This window comes from Sphingomonas sp. S6 (assembly GCF_043498045.1).
Taxonomy (GTDB): Bacteria; Pseudomonadota; Alphaproteobacteria; order Sphingomonadales; family Sphingomonadaceae; genus Sphingomonas.
This window is the reverse complement of sequence record NZ_JBIEOE010000006.1, coordinates 203,662-221,788: the sequence shown is the minus strand read 5'-3', so window position 1 is coordinate 221,788 and position 18,127 is coordinate 203,662. Positions and strand designations below refer to the sequence as shown.

Sequence of the window (18,127 nt, the reverse complement as noted above, 5' to 3'; positions counted from 1 at the left end):
GACGCACCTAGGCGAGGTCATACAGGGGGCGGAAGATAGGCGGCTGCTCAATGCTTTCCGCTGGTTTACCGCCTCCCTCCCTACGGCATGGCGCAGCCACCAGCATGAATGGTGGACGCATAGACATCCGGATCGTGCGTTCGTCAGAAACTAACCTGGATCATGAACATTGTAAGCGACTGAACTAGTCGGGATAGCCGCGGATGACACAGGACTATACGCGGCCGATCCGGCGCCCCGCCGGATGCTGACCGAGCTGATCGATCGCCTGCGTCCCCGGCCCGCCGATCCTGCGCATGTCCGCGTGGACGGTTACCTGCCGCTCGCCGGCTATGGCGCGCTCGGCGACGGGCGATCGGTGGTGCTGTCCGGATGCGACGGGTCGATCGACTGGTGGTGCGTCCCCAATCTCGACTCGCCGCCCCTGTTCGACCGTCTGCTCGACGCGGATCGCGGCGGCCGGTTCAGCCTGACGCCGGACGCACCGTTCACGATCGAACGCCGCTACCGCGAGGATAGCAATGTCCTTGAAACCGTGTTCACGACCGCAACGGGACGCGCGCGACTGACGGAATCGCTCAACAGCGGCACCGCAGGCCGATTGCCTTGGGCGGAGCTCGCACGGCGCGTCGAAGGGCTGGAAGGCGAAGTACGGTTCGCGCTGACGATGCGTCCCGGGCGGCGCGGCGATACGGTCAATCCCTATCATTCGACGATCGGCAAACACACCGTCTTCCATGTCGAACGCGTGCTCGGCTTGTTCGTCCACGATCCCGAGGTGGCGTGCCAATGGTCCGACGAAGGGATCAGCGGCTGGATCACCGTAGCGGCCGGCGAACGGCGCACCGTTGCGATCGTCGCCGGGCGCGACGAGCCGCTGGTCGTGCCGCCGATCGCGGAGATCGACGCGCGTATCGATACATCGGATGCCGAATGGCGCGACTGGGCGGCCGGCGTTACCTATCGCGGTGCCGATCGCCCCGCCTTCCTGCGCAGTGCGCTGGCCCTCAAACTGCTGCTCTATTCGCCGTCGGGCGCGATTGCCGCCGCCGCGACGACGTCGCTGCCGGAAGGGATCGGTGGCGAGAAGAACTACGACTATCGCTACGCCTGGGTGCGCGACGCCGGGTACACGATCAAGGCGTTCCTGACGGCGGGGGCGCAGGCCGAGGCGAAGGCCGCCTTCACCTGGCTGCTCAACCAGTTGCGCGAGACGGGAACGCGCGTGTGCTACACCTTGGGCGGCGGCGTGGTGCCGAACGTCTCCGAATGGGCGATGCCCGGCTACCGCGACAGCCAGCCCGTCGTCACCGGCAACCTTGCAACCGATCAGGCGCAGCATGGCGTCTTTGGCGACATCTTCGAAACCGCATCCTGCTTCGTCGCCAACGGCAACATTCTCGACAGCGCCAGCGCCGAATTCCTCTCGCACCTCGCCGATCAGTGCGCGGATCGGTGGCGCCTGCCCGACGCGGGCATGTGGGAATTGCAGGACGAACGCCATTACACGATGTCGAAGATCAGCTGCTGGCAGGCGCTCGCCCGCGCGGTCGAACTGGCCGATCAGGGCCAGCTGCCCACCACCTGTCGCGAACGCTGGCAGCGCGAACGCGACCGAATTAAAGACTGGATCGAGGCGGAATGCTGGTCGGACAAGCACCAGGCGTTCGTCATGTACCCCGGCGCCGACGCGATCGACGCTTCGCTGGCCCTCGCCGTCCGCTTCGGCTTCGATGGGAAGGAGCGGCTGCGCCTGACGCTAGATGCGATCGACCGCGAGCTGGGGAGCGGCCCCTTCCACTATCGCTACACCGGCATGCCGCGCGAGGAAGGCTGCTTCCTCGCCTGTTCGTTCTGGATGGTCGAAGCGCGAGCCTTGCTCGGCCAGCGAGTCCAGGCGCGGGCGATGCTCGACCAGCTAACTGCGGCTCTATCCCACGGTCATGGCATCCTGGCCGAAATGGTCGACCCGGAGACCGGCGCCTTCCTCGGCAACCTGCCTCAGGGCCTGAGCCACCTCGCCCACCTGATGGCGCTGTCTGTCCTCAACGACGAAGCCGCCTGCGACTGAGCAGGCGGCCTCCGGCCACGCCTCAGCCGGCGATCGTGAACACCGACCCGGAATCGACGCGGATACCCGCGCCGTTGATGAAGCTGGCGCGCTCCGAACACAGGAAGGCGACGGCCGCGGCGACTTCCTCGGGTTTGCCACGCCGCTTCAGCACCATGCCGGGGCGCTCTTCCTCCAGAAAGCTGGCGATGGCCTCGTCGAACGACACGCCCTTTTCCTCGGCCCGCTTTCTCATCATTTTATCAGTCATCGGCGTCGCGATGAAGGCCGGCGACACGGTGTTCACCAATACGTTATCGCAGCCATAGGCCTTGGACAGCCCCTTCGCGAGGCTCAGGATGCCGGCCTTGGACGCACAATAGGCGAGCTCGTCGATATAAGGCTGCACCGCATCCTCCGATGCGAACAGCACGATGCGGCCCCAGCCCTTGGCGCGCATCGCCGGGATCGCCTCGCGGCACATCCGCACCGCTCCCATCAGGTTGATGTCCAGCGTCTCCAGCCAGCCGGCATCGTCCACCTCCAGGAAATCCCCGGTCGCCCCGGTGACGCCCGCGGCGTTGACGTAGATGTCGGGATCACCCAGCTTTTCGCGCACCTGCCGCCAGATCGCGGTAACCTCGTCCGCCTTGGTCACGTCGCCCGTCACAGCCACGATCTCGCCGAGCGGCGACAGCTCGCGCACCGCTTCGTCCAGCGTGCCGTCCGGCTTGTCGGTAACCGCGACCCGCACGCCCGCTTCCAGCAGCCGCCGCGCGGTTTCCTTGCCCATCCCCGAATCCGCGCCGCTGATCAGCGCGATCCGGCCGGTGATACCCAGATCCATGGTCTTCTCCTTAACGTCGATTGGCGAGGAAACGGTCGGCCGTGCGCAGCGACAGCGCCATGATCGTCAGCGCCGGATTGGCGGCGAGCGCGCTCGGGGACACCGAATTGTCGCATATGAACAGGTTCGCGATGTCGAAGCTGCGGCCGTCGGGATCGACCACCGCTCGGTCTCCGTCGACACCCATCCGGCACGTCCCGATCGTATGCGCAGAGCGATCCACCGCCAGGATATCGCGGGCCCCAGCAGCTTCCCAAATCGCGGTCATCGTCGCGCGCGCATGGGCATCGATCGCACGTTCGTTTGCACCATAGCTGAAATCGATGCGCGCCTTGTGCAGGCCGTAGGCATCGGTCTCATCCGACAGCGTCAACCGATTGGCGTCGGACGGCAGGCATTCGCCGTTGATGCCGATGCCGCCCAGCCGATTATAGTCGTCCAGCAGATCGACCAGCGCCCGCCCCCACAGCCCCGCCCCACGCGCCAGATTGTTGGCGAGCGTGACGGGCAACACGCCCAGACTCTGCATCAGATACCCGCCTGCGGCATCGAGATCCGCGGGGCGCATCATATCCTCGCTGATGAGCGACGAAGGATAGCCGCGGTTCATTCGCATATCCGCATCGAACCGCCCCCACACTTGCGTCGCGACATGCGCCATGAAGTTGCGCCCGACCTGCCCGCTGGAATTGGCGAGACCGAGGTTCAGCAGCAGCCGCGGCGTCTCCACGCCGCCCGCGCACAGGAAGACGGCGCCGCAACGCTGGCGCAGGCGCTGTCCACGTCGATCGTAGACGACCGCGGTTACATCGCCGCGGCCATCGCGCTCCAGATCGATCACCCGGCATTCCGCGCGCACCTCGGCACCATGCGCCACGGCGAGCGGCAGCCAGCTCGTATCCGCGCTGGCCTTGGCGGCGACACGGCAGCCTTGGTGGCAGGTGCCGCAGTTGATGCAGGCTTGCCGTATGCCCCAGTGCGGCTGGGCGCGATCCTGCGACACGAGCGCAGCCGGTGCATCGGTTGCGGCGATGCCCAGCGCCGCGCAGCCACGCGCCATGGCGTCGGCGGAGGCGTTGCGCAGCACGGGCGGCAGTTCGTAACGCCGCGCCGGGTCCCAGGGATAGGCGGCCGGGCCCGACACGCCGATGAACCGCTCGACCGCCTCGACATAGCCGATCAGTTCGGCATGCGGGATCGGCCAGTCTTCACCTTGGCCGCTCAGCGAGCGCAGCCGAAGATCCCGGGCATCGGGCCGCGGGCAAAAGGCGCCCCAATGCAGCGTCGATCCGCCGACACCCATGCCACTGTTATTGGCGCCGAACGCGGTGGCATCGGCACCGCCGCTCAGCCGCTCCTCCATCCAATAGATGTCGGCCGCCAGCTCGTCGGCGACGTGATCGTCCGGCTGAAAGGCGCGCCCGGCCTCCAGCACGACGACCGAGACGCCCGCCTGTGCCAGCCGCGCCGCCAGCGGCGCCCCGCCGGCTCCGCTGCCGATGACCACGACGTCGACCGGATCGTTGCCGGTCCCGATGGCAGGGCTCACGCGCGCGCGTCCGCCGGTCGCTGCCAGGGTTCGAGCGTATCCGCGGCGGCGCGGACATAGCCCTGCTTGCTCGGGCCATCGCCACCGATCGCGAATCCATCGTAACCGATGCGCGCCATCGTCGCCGGCAGCGCCATCCATTGACGCGCGATCTCCCCACGAGCCTCCGCAAACCACAATTGCATCTGATGGGGGGACAACGTTCCGCCGGCCTCTGCCGCCTCGCCTACGGCCAAGCTGCTTAAACAGCGCTCTCGCCCAGCGGGATCGGCGTCCGCAAATCCGCCTGCCATCGCGTCGAGCGTGTCGAGCGCCGCGGGCCAGCACGTGGCATCCGCGGGCAACTCCGCGCACCGCCAGCCGTCGCACTGCCCGGCCGCCAGCATCGCATCGATCCGCCGTGCAAGCTCGCCGGGATCGCCCGCCCCCGGCAAGACGGTCTCGATCAGTGCCGCCAGCGTCGCCGCCTGACGCTCCGACAGCAGCGTTATCGGGCCCGGCGCCGCGTGACGCGCCGTCAAGACCGCGCGCGTGCGTGTGCTGACGCGATCCGACGCCAGCAGCGCGATCACTGCCGGCGGCAGCGCGCGGGCGAAGGCCGCGGAGACGTGATCCGCAATCGCCTCGGCTACCGCCTCTGGCTGCTCATAGGGCAGCAGATGCGCCGCCCCGTCGATCACGCGGATTCGACCCGCGGGATAATGCGGCAGATTGAAGCGTCGCTGCGCGTCCTCTCCCAGATCACCGTCCTCGCCGCCCGCCATGATCAACGCAGGCACCACAATCTGCCCGGCGGCCTCCCGCCAATCCTCGCGGCTGCCGCGTTCCAGCCAGCCCGTCCAAGCCTTCCGCCCGGAACGGCGGACATCGGCGATGGCCCGTGCGCGTAGCGGTTCGGGCAGCCGTTCGGCGCTGTTGTCGTCGACGAATTGGGCAGCGTCGTCCGCATCGATCGCGCCATCGGCAAACCAGTCGATCATCTGGCGGCGCCGGTCCTCCTCCATCGGCTCCGGCGCGGGAGGGGACGCCGCCAGCAGAACCACCGCGGCAAGCCCACTGAACCGCACATCACCGTCTCGCCCACGCGCCGCGGCCAAGGTGGCGATCTTGCCGCCCATGCTATGCCCGATCACCGCCCAGGACTGCGGCTGATACCGGGCCACTTCACCACCGAACCAGTCGATCAGCCCCGCGACATCGCATTCGCTATCCGCGCTGCCACCAAAGCCCGGCAGGTTGAGCGGAACACACTCATAGTGTTTGCCGAGGTCGGCGATCACGCCATCCCATTCGCGCGCGCTCGCGCCCAGCGCGTGGAGGAAAAACAAACGGGCCACGCGCGTCGACTTTCATCTAGATCAGCAACTTATATTGAAGTCGTACGGCAAGCATTCGGTTCCAGAGACCGTCTAAATGATCCTGTCGGTTACCAGTCGCGGCCGCAGGTCCTTGCCCGCGGCCGCGACGGGACGATCACTCGCCGGTCGGCGATGCGGCGTTGACGGGATCGGGCGCCGACACCGCCCGCAGCGTCTGTTCCTGCGCGTCGGGATCGATCCGGCGCGTCCGGCCGATGTGGGGCACCTTCACGGACTGTCCGGTTTCCAGCGCCTTCACGATGGCCTCGATGATCAGTAGATCGGCCAACCCCTCCTCGCCATCCGGCTCCGGACTGCGATCGTCGAGGATACAGTCGGAGAAGTATTTCAGTTCGCCGCCAAACTGATCCGTTGCCTTGAACGTCTCTTGGCTATCCTTGTCGCCGATACGGCGTCGGTGTGCGAGGCCCTGACCGAAGCCAAAGGCAGGATCCATCTGGATCGATCCCTTCGTGCCCGCGATCGTCAGGATATCGACCTGGTTCGCATAGTAACTGACCGTGAACTGGGCCAGGCGGCTGCCCGGCATGCGCAGCGTCACCGCAAACGTATCGTCGAGGTCGCCAAAGCCCGATTCCGGATGGCGCGTCGCTACCGCCGACACGACTTCCAGCGGCTCCGCCTCGAAAAGATAGCGGATCGCGTTGATCGGATAGGGCGCCATGTCGAACAGCGGCCCCGCCTCGATCCCGTTCTTCGCGCGATGATTGGCCGGATCGACCATCTGCGTAAAACAGGCGGTGAAGGCGATCAGGTCACCCAGTTCGCCCGCACGAATGCGGCGGATCGCATCCAGGGTCGCCGGTTCGAAATGCAGGCGATAGGCGGTCATCAGCTTCGCCTTGCCCTTTACCGCCGCGGCCATGATCTCGCGCGCCTTGGCCGACGACACGTCGAGCGGCTTCTCGCTGAGGACGTGGATCCCCGCTTCGAGTGCCGGCACCGCAAATTCGGCATGTCGCCAGTTCGGTGTCGCCAGATAGATCGCGTCGATCTCGCCCGATGCCAGCAAGGCCGGGAATTGTTCGTACCCGTACAGATGCTTGACGCCATATCGCTTGCCGAGCTTCGTCAATTTCTCGGGGTCGCCCGATACCAGGGCGGTGATCGTCGAATTACCGGTATGCGACACGCCCGGCATCAACGCCTCCTGCGCAATGTCGCCCAGGCCAACGATAGCGTAGCGAACCTTGCGGCCACCAAGGCCGAGTGCCGAAGCCATGCTCATGCGAAACTCCTGATCGGGAAAGTCTGGCGCAACCGCTTCAGCGTGGCGAATGGTTCCCCCGAACGGACAGGGCTCGAATCCTATCGCGGCAGACCCGCCGGCTAGATTTCGGGCGCAGTCGCCGCCCCGCGCTAGGTCTGGATCCCTACCATAAAGGCTCCTTTTGCAGATCCGGTGGTTTGGTCGCGCAGTCGAACACAGGACAGGTCGAGCGCATGAAGACAGGGAAACCCATGTATGCCGTTCTCGGAGCGGTGGCGGCATTCGTACTGGCCGCCCTCGTCGTGATCGGCTTCCTCGGCGAACGGATGCCGGAGCGGGAAGACGGAAAGACCGCGCTCGGCAAACCGCTGTCGGAGCAGCAACAGACGGCACGGCGCCGCGCCACGATTACAGCGGTGGGTGCCGTCACCGCGATGTGAAGGAGCGACGCTTCGCTATCACCTGACGAATGGGGCACCGGACGGCACGGCAACGGGCCCCGGCCGGACCCACCTCTATAAGATGGCGAGGAGAATCACGGGGTTGAGCGGTTTACGAGACGCCGCATGGCATCGACGATTTCGTCGCGGTTGATGGGTTTGGGGTAGAATTCGGTTCTCTCGGGCAGGTGTACGCTCTCGCGCGTGAAATAGGCGGCTGTCAGGATGATTTCGATCGGCGGCCACCGCTTGCGGATCGCCGCTGCAATTTCGATGCCCTTGCGACTGCGCGGCATGTCGAGGTCCATATAGACCAGGCGAATGTCCAGCCGTTCTTCCAGCAGCCGGATCGCGTCGGCGCTGCTCATCGCCTCGACGGCTTCGAACCCCGCCTTCTCGACCATGCCGATCGCATCCATCCGCAGGATCGGTTCGTCTTCGACCACAAGGACCGGCCAACGGGTAAGGGGTTCAGACTGTCCCATGTCGTGTGCTGACGCGCTACGCCTCTTGAACCTGATAGAGCGGGGCCGTCGCCGCGACGGTAAGGCCCTGCGCCTCATACCGGAGTTCAACGCCTCCGGAGCCAGTTAGACCCATGCGAATAAGCCGCGATCCGAAACCCTTGCGTGTCGGCTCCGCCGCCGGCGGCCCGCCGCGCTCCGTCCACCGCAAGTCGAGGACGTCCTTGTCGCCCTCGCGGCGCACCACCCAATCGACCGCAACCCTGCCCGCCGGCGCCGTCAGCGCACCATATTTGGCGGCGTTCGTCGCCAGTTCGTGCAGCATCAGCGACAGCGACAGCGTCGCCCGAGGTCCGATGATCACGTCGGGGCCGGACAGCACGAACCGATCCTCGCCAAAGGTCGCCAGCGCGCCGGTCGCAACGTCGCCCAGCTTGGCCGTGGACCATTGGTCCCGCGTCAGCACGTCGTTCGCCGCGGCCAGTGCCGACAGCCGCTTGCCGAAGGCGGTAACCGCCTCCTGATCCTCCACCTTGTCCAGCGTCTGGTGCGCGATCGCCTGCACGACGCTCATCGTGTTCTTGATGCGATGCGCCAGTTCCTCGTTGAGCAGAAGCTGCTGCTCCGTGGCGGCATCGCGATCCCGCTTGGCGACGACTTCCGACGTGGTTTCGGTGACGACGAGGAAAATACCCGCAACCCGGCCATCCGCATCCCAAAGCGGGCTGTGCGAGTGCGTGAAGAAGGCTTCCTTCGAAACACCGTCGCGATCCGGCGTATAGCGGCCGTTTTCGACGAACACCGTTTCGCCCGCCAGCACGCGATCGAAGATCGGCGTCAGCTGATCCCACATCTCGGACCACCATTCGCGCGCCGGCTGTCCCAGCTGTCCGGGATGCTTGCGCCCGAGGCTGCATGCATAGGCATCGTTGTAGAAGGTAAACAGCTCCGCGCCCCAATGCACCATCATCGGGAAGCCAGAGGACAGCACGATCTGTACGGCGGTCTTCAACGGCGCCGGCCAGGCAAGCGGATCGCCGAGGGGATGCGCGACCCAGTTGATCGCCCTCAACGTCGCCGCGCAATCGCCCCCCGATGTTGGAAACGGTAAACGGGGATCGTGGACGTCGGCCATAGTCACGGAACGGGTCTAGCCATCCCGCAGCCCTTTGATAGCGTATTTTTTCTTTCTCCCGATTTGCGCCATGTCAAAAAGCCGCATGGACCGGCAGGCATAGTCGGGCGCGTTATGCTGACAATCGAAACGCGTCCACTCGATCACGCCCGGATTTCGGCAGCAGTCCGGTTTCTCGTCGTCCGAATGCCGTCCACACGCCACCAGAGAACATCAATCACACATCCCGTCGAGTGGCTTGATTTACAATATACATCCAGATCAGACGTTATATGTTATCCTTTCTCAGATAAATTTGACTATCTGTACCAAAGTATTGCTCCCCACGAAGGACTTGTGAATGAACCCGCCCAATGTATGTTAATGGTGCATGAATAACGGTGGAACGAATGCCGGCTGCACATTGTGTCTCTTCACTCGACGGGGTCATCCTCCAGGCCGACCAGGCATTTCTGGATCTGCTCAAGCGACGGGAAAGCGATGTCATCGGCGCCTCCTTCCGCGACATCACCGACCCCCGCGATTTGCAGCGCAGCGTCGACATGCTCGCAATGCTGGAAGACGGCGCCGCCCCGCTCCGGTTCCAAAAACGCTATCTCCGCCCGGATGGCACGACGATCGCGGCCAATCTGCTCGTAACGCGCTTCTCGGACCCCGATCGCCTCATCGCGACCCTGTTCTGGCGGGATAACGGGCGCAAATTACCGCCAGCGCGGCTATGGGCGGCCGCACTTAGCATCCGTCATGTCCACGACATGCGCGTCCGGCTGTTCGGAACCGACCTCAGCACCGATCCGATCGGATCGCTCCTGATAGGCATCTATCTGGCGGAGGCGGAAGGCCGCAGCATCGGTATCGACGAGATCGCGGCGTATGCGACCATCGCGCCCTCGACCGCCCAGCGTTGGGTTAAAGTGCTGCAACAGCGCGGGATCATCGAGGAGGATGGAGACCCAACGTTCGACCTCCTCTTGACGCGATCGGGTCTGGAGCGGGTCGAGACGATGTTAGCGACGGTTTATAACGCGCCCGACGCTGCGGCGATGCTCGCCTGAATCATCTGCATCACGTGATCCAGCTGCGCCGCAGCGGCGGTCTGCCCCTCCGCATCCAGAATGGTCATCGCAGCCTCGAGGTGCTCGAACGCCTTTTGCATGCTGCATTTGTCCACGGCACACCTCAATCCTAAACACCCGTGGTCGGGTACGTTTTCTCGAGTGTACGGGACATGACCGGGCGACACCACTGTCTTCGTACGCATCTCGTCGCGTCTGCGCCGACATCCCTCTCCTGGGAACCAGTCGGCGGATTCGTCACACCCGGCGTGACGTCGCGCGGGGATGCAGCGCGTCCAACGCGTCGGCATTGTCCCGCCCCCAGGCGTAGAGCAGCTCAACCGGCTCCACGAAGCGCCGCCCGAGCGCCGTCAGGCGATATTCGACGGCGGGCGGTATGGCGCTCTGCACATGCCGGCTCAGCAATCCGCTCGCCTCCAGATCGCGCAGGGTCTGGGTCAGCATCTTCTTCGATATGCCGGGCAGGCTTCGGTGGAGCACACCGGTGCGCGCGGCGCCGCCATGACGGGCAGACAGCGTGTGGAGCACCATGCTGGTCCACTTGGTCGCGAACAGCTCCAACACGCGGCGCGGCGCGCAATCCTCGCGCCATTCCTCATCGGGCGTTCCCGGTTGCATGTGGTTACCTCCTGGTGCCTGGGTACGCGAATGGTGCCGTCTAGAAGCGTGTCGGGGCAGTGCCTAGCTTCCGCGTGACAAGGAGATAGCTATGGCGAAGACGGTATTGGTGGTTGGCGCGAGCGGGATCGTCGGCAGTGCGACGACAGACCTGTTGGTCGAGCAGGGCTGGACGGTCCATGGCCTTGCCCGTCGTCCGACCCGCCAGCCGGGCGTGCAGCCGATCGCCGCGGATCTGCTGGACGCGAGCGCCACCGCAGCGGCGCTGCGTGGCATTGCGCCCGACGCCGTCTTCATCACGACATGGTTGCGGCAGGACAGCGAGGCCGAAAACATCCGCGTCAACGCGGCCATGGTCCGCAACCTTCTCGACGGTCTGACCAAGCCGACGGCCCCGCGCCATGTCGCGTTGGTGACCGGTTTGAAACACTATCTCGGACCGTTCGAGGCCTATGGTCAGGGCACGCTGCCGCAAACGCCGTTCCGCGAGGACCAGGGGCGGCTCGACGTCGAAAACTTCTATTATGCGCAGGAGGACGAAGTGTTCGCCGCCGCCGCGCGCGATGGCTTCACCTGGAGTGTCCACCGCCCGCATACCGTGATCGGTCTCGCCGTCGGCAATGCCATGAATATGGGCACGACCCTCGCCGTTTACGCGACACTGTGCCGCGAAACGGGCCGGCCGTTCACGTTTCCCGGCTCGGCGGCGCAATGGTCGGGCCTCACCGACATGACCGATGCGCGGCAGCTCGCACGCCACCTCATCTGGGCGGCGGACACTGAGGCGGCGCACGACGAGGCATTCAACGTCGTCAACGGCGACGTCTTTCGCTGGCAGTGGATGTGGCACCGCATCGCCGACTGGTTCGGCATTGCGGCAGTGCCGTTCGACGGCATCGTGCGCCCGCTCGAACGGCAGATGGCAAACGACGCCGCGCTATGGCGCGAGATCGCGACGCGCGAACGGCTGGCCGAGCCAGACCTCGGCCGTCTCGCCTCCCCCTGGCACACCGATGCCGACCTCGGCCGTCCGATCGAGGTGGTCACCGATATGAGCAAGAGCCGGCGGCTGGGGTTCACCGGATACCAGCCGACGGACGATGCCTTCTTCGCCCTCTTCGAGCGCCTCCGTGCCGACCGGCTGATCCCATAAGGACGGCTGACTAGCCGGCCAGCGTCACATGTCCTGGCCCCGCCATGGTCCGGTTGCAGCACGTCTGCCACCGCATCTGCGGGGCGGGCTTCATATGTCGCCCTGGTCACGCGCGCGCATTCAGCGTCGCCGCGCCGAATGCCGGTTACGTCAGATAGGCGTGGACGATTTCGACCAGCTCGTCGGCGGCAGCGCGCTGGGGGCTGTCGGGTGGCGATGCCGGGTCGACCAGATGCTCGCGGATGTGGTCCTCGATCACCTCGGCGATGAAGCCGTCGAGCGCCCCGCGGCAGGCCGTCGCTTGCTGCAATACGCGGGCACATTCGCGATCCTCTTCCACCGCGCGTTCGATCGCTTCGATCTGCCCGCGCAGCCGCTTCAGGCGGTTCAGCAGTTTCTTTTTCTCTTTTTCGACGTGGCTCATGCCTGCTCCGGTTTTAGGGCTTGATCCTATACCCCGGATGGGTATCTGGCGCCATCGGTCGCGGCGGTCGCGACTCGATCCCACGGCGCGCGTCGGTGCGCCGAAGGCAAGGACTGTAATGAACCCTCGATCTACCCCCATGTCCAGCGAGGGCGACAGTAGGAGCTTTGCTCCCCTGATCGGCATCGCCGGACGTGACCCGGTCGCGGAGTTCGTGCCCACCGCCTGATGCGGTGCCGCGATCTCCTGGACCGGGACAGCCACCGGAACCAAGGAGGTCGCAAATGACCATCTATGTCGCGCGTGTCGAACGGCACGTGGAAACCACCCGCGTCGAAGCATTCAGCCGGCGCATCCGCCTCGCCGCGTCCCGTCCCGTTTTGACCGAGGGCGGTAGCACGCGGCGAAGCGTGGCGGCGTCACGCGCCGCCTGATCTGCCCGCACCCCTGAAAGATTACCCGCACGCGGAGTTCGTGCCATGACCTTGCATGCCTTGGCCCTGACCGGCCCCGGCGGTGCGCGCCAGCCGCGCGCCACCGCTCATCTCGACAGCGCCCATACGGGCGACATCATCGGTGCATTCGGCACCATCGCCGAAACCGACACCGGCGCGCGCCGGGGATGGCGGCGCCGTTTGCTGACGCTGGCCGCGATCGTCGGCCCCGGCCTGATCGTCATGGTCGGCGACAATGATGCCGGCGCGTTCGGCACCTATACCGAAGCCGGCCAGAATTACGGCACCAGCCTGTTGTGGACGCTGCTGCTGCTCGTCCCCGTTATCTACGTGAACCAGGAAATGGTGCTCCGCCTCGGCGCGGTGACCGGGGTCGGCCACGCCCGGCTGATCTTCCAGCGCTTCGGCCGGTTCTGGGGGGCGTTCAGCGTCATCGACCTGTTCCTGCTCAATGCCCTGACCATCGTCACCGAATTCATCGGCATCGCGCTCGGCCTCGACTATCTCGGCGTGCCGCGGCTTGCCGGCGTGGCGATCGCGTCCATCCTGATCGTCGCCGCCGCCAGCACGGGCAGCTTCCGCCGGTTCGAACGCTTCATGATGGTGCTGGTGTTCGGCTCGCTGTTGCTCGTTCCGATCGCCGTCGCGATCCACCCGCCGGTTGGGCAGATCGCGCGCGACATGGTCGTGCCGCGCATGCCCGCGGGTGGGCAGCTCGCCGACGTCATGCTCCTGATCATCGCGATCGTCGGCACCACCGTTGCGCCCTGGCAGCTGTTCTTCCAGCAGAGCTATCTGATCGACAAGCGGATCGGACCGCGCTTCATGGCCTATAGCCGGATCGATCTGTGGGTCGGCATCGCCGTCGTGATCGTCGGGGCGGTCGCGATGATGGCCTTCACCGCCGCCGCGTTCGCCGGCACGGCCGGCGTCGGCCACTTCACCGATGCCGGCGCGATCGCACGCGGGATCGAGGCGCATGCCGGTCGGCTGATGGGCATCCTGTTCGCCATCGCGCTGATCGATGCCTCGATCATCGGCGCGGCGGCGGTGTCGCTCAGCACGGCCTATGCCATCGGCGACACGTTCGGCATCCGGCATTCGCTGCACCGCTCACCGAAGGAATCGATCCCCTTCTACCTCGTCTTTGCCGGGCTGATCGCGGTCGCGGCGACGCTGGTGCTCATCCCGGGCACGCCGCTGGGTCTGCTGACCAATGCGGTGCAGTCGCTCGCGGGCGTGCTGCTGCCCAGCGCGACCGTGTTCCTGCTGCTGCTCTGCAACGACACGGCGGTGCTGGGGCCATGGCGCAACGGGCGCTGGCTGAACCTGTTCACCGGTGCGGTGATCGCCGTCCTCGTCCTTCTGTCGGTGATCCTGACCGCTTCGGTGCTGTTCCCGACGATCGGCGCGGCGGCGATGCTGTGGATTCTCGGCGGGGGATCGGCGCTGGCGCTGATCGGCTGGGTCGGCCTGCGCCTGCTGACCGGCGGAACGGCAGAGGCGATCGATCGTCGCGGCCGGGCGGACTGGCGGATGCCACCGCTCGATACGCTTGCGCCCGCCGTCCTCGGCCGGGGCGAGAAAGCGTGGCTCAGCATCCTGCGGCTCTACCTCGTCGTCGCCGGCGGCTTCGTACTCGTCCGCATCATCCACCTCGCGCTGACACAACAGCTGTAACCGGCACCGTCCAAGGGGACTTATCATGACCCGGCTTTTCCCACTGGCGGGCGCCTGCGCGCTCGCCGGCCTCATCCCGCACGCGCCCGCTGCGGCACAGACCGTCCAGGACCGCGCGCCGGCTGTCACCGCGCCCGCCACGCCGATCGCGCACGACGCGATGCCGGACGACCAGCGCTACGCGGTCCACGGGCAGGCGACGTTCGTCCTGCAAGCCACCCCCGGCTTCACCTCGCCCTATGCCGGCGCCAACAGCCTGACGCCCCGTCAGGCGAAGGAAACCGTCGACGTCACTCTGTTCGCCGGCGTGCGGCCATGGGCGGGCGGCGAGCTGTGGGTGAACCCCGAGATCGATCAGGGCTTCGGCCTGTCCAACACGCTTGGCGTCGCCGGTTTCCCCAGCGCGGAAGCCTATAAGGTCGGTCGCAACGAACCCTACACCCGCCTGCAACGGCTCTTCCTGCGCCAGACCATCGACTTGGGCGGCGCGCGCGAGGCGGTGGCCGGCGTCGCCAACCAGCTCGCCGGATCGCGCACCGCCGATCGTCTGGTGCTGACCGTCGGCAAATTCGGCGTCGGCGACGTGTTCGACACCAACATCTACGCCCACGATCCGCGCGCCGACTTCCTCAACTGGTCGGCGGTCGATACGGGCAGCTTCGATTATGCCGCCGACGCCTGGGGCTACAGCACCGGCATTGCTGCCGAATGGTATCGGGCCGCATGGACGCTGCGCCTGGGCGCCTTCAACCTGTCGAAGGTCCCCAACGGCGAGACGCTGGAGACCGGCTTCGGCCAGTATCAGCTCGATGCCGAGGTGGAGCATCGCCACCAACTGGCTGGCCGCCCCGGCGCGGTGCGCGTCACGATCTTCCGCAACCGCGGCCGGTTTGGGCGCTTCGACGAAGCGCTGGCGCTGGCGGCCCGGACCGGCGACGCCGCCGATACGGGCCTGATGCGCAGCCGCCGATCGCGGGCGGGCATCGGCATCAACGTCGAACAGGCCGCGACCGACACGCTCGGCGTCTTCGCCCGCGCCGGCATCGCGGACGGTCAGGTCGAGCCCTATGACTTCACCGACATCGACCGGACGGCGCAGGCCGGGCTGTCGCTGCGCGGTGCCGGTTGGGGACGCGGCGGCGATACGCTGGGGGCGGTCTTCATCGTCAACGCAATCAGCCGCGAACATCAACGCTATCTCGATGCCGGGGGCCTTGGCGTCCTCGTCGGGGACGGCCGCCTGCCGAATCCCGGCGATGAGCGGATCGGCGAGGCCTATTACAAAGTCGCCGCCGAGCGGGGGGTAGACTTGACCGTCGACTATCAGTTCATCGCCAATCCCGGCTACAATCGGGATCGCGGGCCAGCCAACGTCTTCGCATTCCGGGCCCACGGCGCATTTTAACCGGGAGGCCGGCCGGAGCCGGACAGCGATGCGGCGCGTCAGTGGCGCGCCGCGTCGCTCTTCGCACGTTCGGCGGCGAACGGTTCGGAGGCGTTCCACGTCGGCCAGGTCGAGCCGGCCGCGATCTCGCGCCCCAGCGCATAGGCGACGCTGCCCTCCTGCGCCGCGCCCGTCATGTCCCAGCCCGGTTTGAACGCGTCGCAGGTCTGGTGGTAGCATTCGGCATTGTAGCGCGCCCGCTCCCGCTCGCCCGTAGCGGCACCCCCGCGCACCAGATCGCGTCCCGCGCGGAAGTAGACGCCCGGCACGCCCTTCTGCGCGAAGGCATAATGGTCGGAGCGGTAATACCAGCCCGCCTCGGTATTCTCCTCCGGCACGATCCGCAGCCCCTGCGCCGCCGCGACGCGGGCAAGGTCCTGCTCCAGCGGCGTACGGCCGACCCCGATCAGCTCCAGGTCGCGCGTCCGCCCCAGCACGACATGCGGGTCGAGGTTGAACTGCGCCGCCGTCGTGGCCAGCGGCAGCGCGGGATGATCGGCATACCAGCTCGCACCGAGCAGGCCCTTTTCCTCCGCAGTCCATAGCGCGAACACGACCGAACGGCGCAGACGCGGCGCGCCAGCGAAGGCGCGTGCGATCTCCAGCAGGGTCGCCGTACCCGTGCCATTGTCCACCGCACCGTTGCGGATACGGTCGGCGGGCGGATCGAACGCATTCTCGCCATAGGCATCCCAATGCGCGCCATACAGGATACTGCCCGCAGCGGGATCGGTGCCCGGCAGGATGCCAACGATATTGTGGCTGACCGCCCGATCGAGGCTGGTGCGGACATCGGCCGAGAAGGCGACGCCGTTCAGCGCGATACCGCGGAAGTCCGCCCGCTGCGCCGCGCCTTTGGCGGCGGCGTAATCGATGCCGCCCTGCCGCAGCAGCGCGACGCCGATATCGTTACGCAGCGTCCCGCGAATGCCGAAGGCCGGCGGAACGCTGCCCGTATCCAGCGCATAGCCGGGCACCGCATCGCTATTGGCGAGCTGCAACCAGGGGTAGCTCGAGGGGAAGGTATCGTGGATCTGGAAGAAGGCGGCGGCGCCGTGCTTCTGCGCCTCGGCCAATTTGGTGCGCGCCGCCGGGCTCGATGCACGCCCGCCGAAGCCCAGATCGCGCCCCGCCTCGACATCGGGATCGCCGGCGAGCGCGACCACCACCTTCCCGCGCACGTCGACGCCGCGATACGGGTCGTAGCCGAGCCGCGGTTCGACCACGCCATAGCCGACGAAGACGACGCCCGCGCGATCGAGCGCCGTCGTCCCGACGATGCGCGACGATGCCGCGATCTCGACGCCGGGCCGCAGCGACTGGATTTTGCCGCTCAGCGACAGGTCGAACCGGGCAGTCTCGCGCGTCCAGCGCAGCAGCGGGACGGTCTGGCGATACCCCGCATCCCCCGCCGGTCGCAGCCCCAGCGCGGCGAACCTTTGCTCGAGGAAGGCGAGCGTTACCGCCTCGCCCGGCTGGGTCGGGCCGCGCCCGTGAAAATCGTCCGCGCTCAGCGTCTTCACATCGGCCTTGATCCGCGCCGGCGACAGGATGGGCGCGCGGGGATCGGCAGACGCCGTCGTGGCGGCGGTCAGCAACAGCAGGGGGAGCCAGCGGATCATGGCGGCAGCGTGACCCAACGGCTCGCGACGCGCAAGCGCTACACGCCCGCGTCGCGGATCGTTTCCATCGCCACGAAGGTCGATGTGTTGGCGACATGCGGCAGCGCCGAAATGCGCTCGCCCAGCACTTCGCGGTATCGACGAATGTCGGGGGTGCGGACCTTCAGCAGATAATCGAAGCTGCTGGCGATCATGTGGCATTCCTCCACCTCGGGAATGCGCAGCACGGCACGACGAAACGCATCGAGCGCCGCCTCCCGCGTGTCGGACAGCTTCACCTCGGTGAAAGCGATATGATCGAGGCCCAGGCGCACCGGATCGATGACCGCGCGGAAGCCCAGGATATAGCCCTGGTCGATCAGCCGGCGCAGGCGGACCTGGCATGGCGTCTTCGACAGACCGACGCGGCGGGCAAGCTCGGTGACCGACAGGCGCCCATCGTCGCGCAGCACCTCGATAATCCGCCGATCGAACGCATCAATCGGCGCGTTGTGGGATGGTTTGCCGTCCATTTGGCCTGCGATGCTTCTGAAAATCAGGTCGTTCGGCGCGATCCTGCTCCCATTTCGGACGGATCGCCA

The 18,127-nt window shown here is 66.5% G+C and carries 18 protein-coding genes; 7 read left to right on the top strand and 11 right to left on the bottom strand.

Annotated elements, in window-relative coordinates; all coding sequences use genetic code 11:
• The first annotated feature begins 244 nt into the window (after positions 1–244).
• Positions 245–2,071: a glycoside hydrolase family 15 protein gene (locus ACGVWT_RS12190; protein WP_315462092.1), complete on the top strand. Its 1,827-nt coding sequence runs from the start codon at positions 245–247 to the stop codon at positions 2,069–2,071.
• A 22-nt stretch (positions 2,072–2,093) separates the two neighbouring features.
• Here ACGVWT_RS12190 and ACGVWT_RS12185 read toward each other — a convergent pair whose 3' ends face one another.
• The 4 genes from ACGVWT_RS12185 to ACGVWT_RS12170 all read right to left on the bottom strand — a co-directional run bounded on the left by ACGVWT_RS12185 (position 2,094) and on the right by ACGVWT_RS12170 (position 7,053).
• On the bottom strand, positions 2,094–2,897 hold the full coding sequence (locus tag ACGVWT_RS12185) for an SDR family NAD(P)-dependent oxidoreductase (protein WP_315462091.1): 804 nt from the start codon (positions 2,895–2,897) through the stop codon (positions 2,094–2,096).
• A gap of 10 nt (positions 2,898–2,907) precedes the next feature.
• Positions 2,908–4,446 (bottom strand): GMC family oxidoreductase, encoded by a 1,539-nt coding sequence (locus ACGVWT_RS12180; RefSeq protein ID WP_315462090.1) that lies wholly within the window; start codon positions 4,444–4,446, stop codon positions 2,908–2,910.
• Complete coding sequence (locus ACGVWT_RS12175; RefSeq protein WP_315462089.1) at positions 4,443–5,783, bottom strand: alpha/beta fold hydrolase; 1,341 nt, start codon at positions 5,781–5,783, stop codon at positions 4,443–4,445. The genes ACGVWT_RS12180 and ACGVWT_RS12175 overlap by 4 nt, the downstream gene beginning before the upstream one ends.
• 136 nt (positions 5,784–5,919) lie before the next feature.
• On the bottom strand, positions 5,920–7,053 hold the full coding sequence (locus tag ACGVWT_RS12170) for a Gfo/Idh/MocA family protein (RefSeq protein WP_315462088.1): 1,134 nt from the start codon (positions 7,051–7,053) through the stop codon (positions 5,920–5,922).
• Between the two features lie 233 nt (positions 7,054–7,286).
• Between ACGVWT_RS12170 and ACGVWT_RS12165 the strand changes: the two genes are divergently transcribed.
• Positions 7,287–7,475 carry a hypothetical protein gene (locus ACGVWT_RS12165; protein WP_116461408.1) on the top strand — a complete coding sequence of 63 codons (189 nt, stop codon included), beginning with the start codon at positions 7,287–7,289 and terminating at the stop codon, positions 7,473–7,475.
• A 95-nt stretch (positions 7,476–7,570) separates the two neighbouring features.
• Here ACGVWT_RS12165 and ACGVWT_RS12160 read toward each other — a convergent pair whose 3' ends face one another.
• Together ACGVWT_RS12160 and ACGVWT_RS12155 are read right to left on the bottom strand one after the other, a co-directional pair.
• A complete protein-coding gene (locus tag ACGVWT_RS12160; RefSeq protein WP_315462087.1) occupies positions 7,571–7,960 on the bottom strand; it encodes a response regulator in 390 nt (129 codons plus the stop codon).
• A 16-nt stretch (positions 7,961–7,976) separates the two neighbouring features.
• The gene (locus ACGVWT_RS12155) at positions 7,977–9,011 is read right to left on the bottom strand and encodes an HWE histidine kinase domain-containing protein (protein WP_315462086.1); all 1,035 of its coding nucleotides are present in this window, start codon (positions 9,009–9,011) and stop codon (positions 7,977–7,979) included.
• Positions 9,012–9,463: 452 nt separating this feature from the next.
• Between ACGVWT_RS12155 and ACGVWT_RS12150 the strand changes: the two genes are divergently transcribed.
• The gene (locus ACGVWT_RS12150; protein ID WP_315462085.1) at positions 9,464–10,129 is read left to right on the top strand and encodes a PAS domain-containing protein; all 666 of its coding nucleotides are present in this window, start codon (positions 9,464–9,466) and stop codon (positions 10,127–10,129) included.
• Here ACGVWT_RS12150 and ACGVWT_RS12145 read toward each other — a convergent pair.
• Both ACGVWT_RS12145 and ACGVWT_RS12140 read right to left on the bottom strand, forming a co-directional pair.
• The gene (locus ACGVWT_RS12145; RefSeq protein ID WP_315471973.1) at positions 10,093–10,245 is read right to left on the bottom strand and encodes a hypothetical protein; all 153 of its coding nucleotides are present in this window, start codon (positions 10,243–10,245) and stop codon (positions 10,093–10,095) included. The genes ACGVWT_RS12150 and ACGVWT_RS12145 overlap by 37 nt on opposite strands.
• 142 nt (positions 10,246–10,387) lie before the next feature.
• Entirely contained in the window at positions 10,388–10,768 is a 381-nt protein-coding gene (locus ACGVWT_RS12140) for a helix-turn-helix domain-containing protein (RefSeq protein ID WP_315462084.1), read from the bottom strand.
• Positions 10,769–10,859: 91 nt separating this feature from the next.
• On the opposite strand from ACGVWT_RS12140, the gene ACGVWT_RS12135 reads away from it, so the two are divergent.
• The gene (locus ACGVWT_RS12135; protein WP_315462083.1) at positions 10,860–11,921 is read left to right on the top strand and encodes an SDR family oxidoreductase; all 1,062 of its coding nucleotides are present in this window, start codon (positions 10,860–10,862) and stop codon (positions 11,919–11,921) included.
• 145 nt (positions 11,922–12,066) lie between these two features.
• On the opposite strand, the gene ACGVWT_RS12130 is transcribed toward ACGVWT_RS12135, so the two are convergent.
• On the bottom strand, positions 12,067–12,345 hold the full coding sequence (locus ACGVWT_RS12130; RefSeq protein ID WP_315462082.1) for a metal/formaldehyde-sensitive transcriptional repressor: 279 nt from the start codon (positions 12,343–12,345) through the stop codon (positions 12,067–12,069).
• Between the two features lie 284 nt (positions 12,346–12,629).
• Between ACGVWT_RS12130 and ACGVWT_RS12125 the strand changes: the two genes are divergently transcribed.
• The 3 genes from ACGVWT_RS12125 to ACGVWT_RS12115 are packed head-to-tail and all read left to right on the top strand — an operon-like array spanning position 12,630 to position 15,885.
• Complete coding sequence (locus ACGVWT_RS12125) at positions 12,630–12,779, top strand: hypothetical protein (protein ID WP_315462081.1); 150 nt, start codon at positions 12,630–12,632, stop codon at positions 12,777–12,779.
• A gap of 45 nt (positions 12,780–12,824) precedes the next feature.
• Positions 12,825–14,480 carry an NRAMP family divalent metal transporter gene (locus ACGVWT_RS12120; RefSeq protein ID WP_315462080.1) on the top strand — a complete coding sequence of 552 codons (1,656 nt, stop codon included), beginning with the start codon at positions 12,825–12,827 and terminating at the stop codon, positions 14,478–14,480.
• Between the two features lie 25 nt (positions 14,481–14,505).
• Positions 14,506–15,885 carry a carbohydrate porin gene (locus tag ACGVWT_RS12115; protein WP_315462079.1) on the top strand — a complete coding sequence of 460 codons (1,380 nt, stop codon included), beginning with the start codon at positions 14,506–14,508 and terminating at the stop codon, positions 15,883–15,885.
• Positions 15,886–15,923: 38 nt separating this feature from the next.
• Here ACGVWT_RS12115 and ACGVWT_RS12110 read toward each other — a convergent pair whose 3' ends face one another.
• Entirely contained in the window at positions 15,924–17,546 is a 1,623-nt protein-coding gene (locus tag ACGVWT_RS12110) for a M28 family peptidase (RefSeq protein ID WP_315462078.1), read from the bottom strand.
• 38 nt (positions 17,547–17,584) lie between these two features.
• Complete coding sequence (locus tag ACGVWT_RS12105; protein ID WP_315462077.1) at positions 17,585–18,058, bottom strand: Lrp/AsnC family transcriptional regulator; 474 nt, start codon at positions 18,056–18,058, stop codon at positions 17,585–17,587.
• Positions 18,059–18,127: the final 69 nt, after the last annotated feature.

Coding starts and splice junctions, on each gene's coding strand:
- ACGVWT_RS12150 (WP_315462085.1), top strand. CDS start 9,464: ATGCCGGCTGCACATTGTGTCTCTTCACTCGACGGGGTCATCCTCCAG.
- ACGVWT_RS12140 (WP_315462084.1), bottom strand. CDS start 10,768: ATGCAACCGGGAACGCCCGATGAGGAATGGCGCGAGGATTGCGCGCCG.
- ACGVWT_RS12160 (WP_315462087.1), bottom strand. CDS start 7,960: ATGGGACAGTCTGAACCCCTTACCCGTTGGCCGGTCCTTGTGGTCGAA.
- ACGVWT_RS12110 (WP_315462078.1), bottom strand. CDS start 17,546: ATGATCCGCTGGCTCCCCCTGCTGTTGCTGACCGCCGCCACGACGGCG.
- ACGVWT_RS12115 (WP_315462079.1), top strand. CDS start 14,506: ATGACCCGGCTTTTCCCACTGGCGGGCGCCTGCGCGCTCGCCGGCCTC.
- ACGVWT_RS12105 (WP_315462077.1), bottom strand. CDS start 18,058: ATGGACGGCAAACCATCCCACAACGCGCCGATTGATGCGTTCGATCGG.
- ACGVWT_RS12165 (WP_116461408.1), top strand. CDS start 7,287: ATGTATGCCGTTCTCGGAGCGGTGGCGGCATTCGTACTGGCCGCCCTC.
- ACGVWT_RS12125 (WP_315462081.1), top strand. CDS start 12,630: ATGACCATCTATGTCGCGCGTGTCGAACGGCACGTGGAAACCACCCGC.
- ACGVWT_RS12190 (WP_315462092.1), top strand. CDS start 245: ATGCTGACCGAGCTGATCGATCGCCTGCGTCCCCGGCCCGCCGATCCT.
- ACGVWT_RS12185 (WP_315462091.1), bottom strand. CDS start 2,897: ATGGATCTGGGTATCACCGGCCGGATCGCGCTGATCAGCGGCGCGGAT.
- ACGVWT_RS12130 (WP_315462082.1), bottom strand. CDS start 12,345: ATGAGCCACGTCGAAAAAGAGAAAAAGAAACTGCTGAACCGCCTGAAG.
- ACGVWT_RS12135 (WP_315462083.1), top strand. CDS start 10,860: ATGGCGAAGACGGTATTGGTGGTTGGCGCGAGCGGGATCGTCGGCAGT.
- ACGVWT_RS12120 (WP_315462080.1), top strand. CDS start 12,825: ATGACCTTGCATGCCTTGGCCCTGACCGGCCCCGGCGGTGCGCGCCAG.
- ACGVWT_RS12170 (WP_315462088.1), bottom strand. CDS start 7,053: ATGAGCATGGCTTCGGCACTCGGCCTTGGTGGCCGCAAGGTTCGCTAC.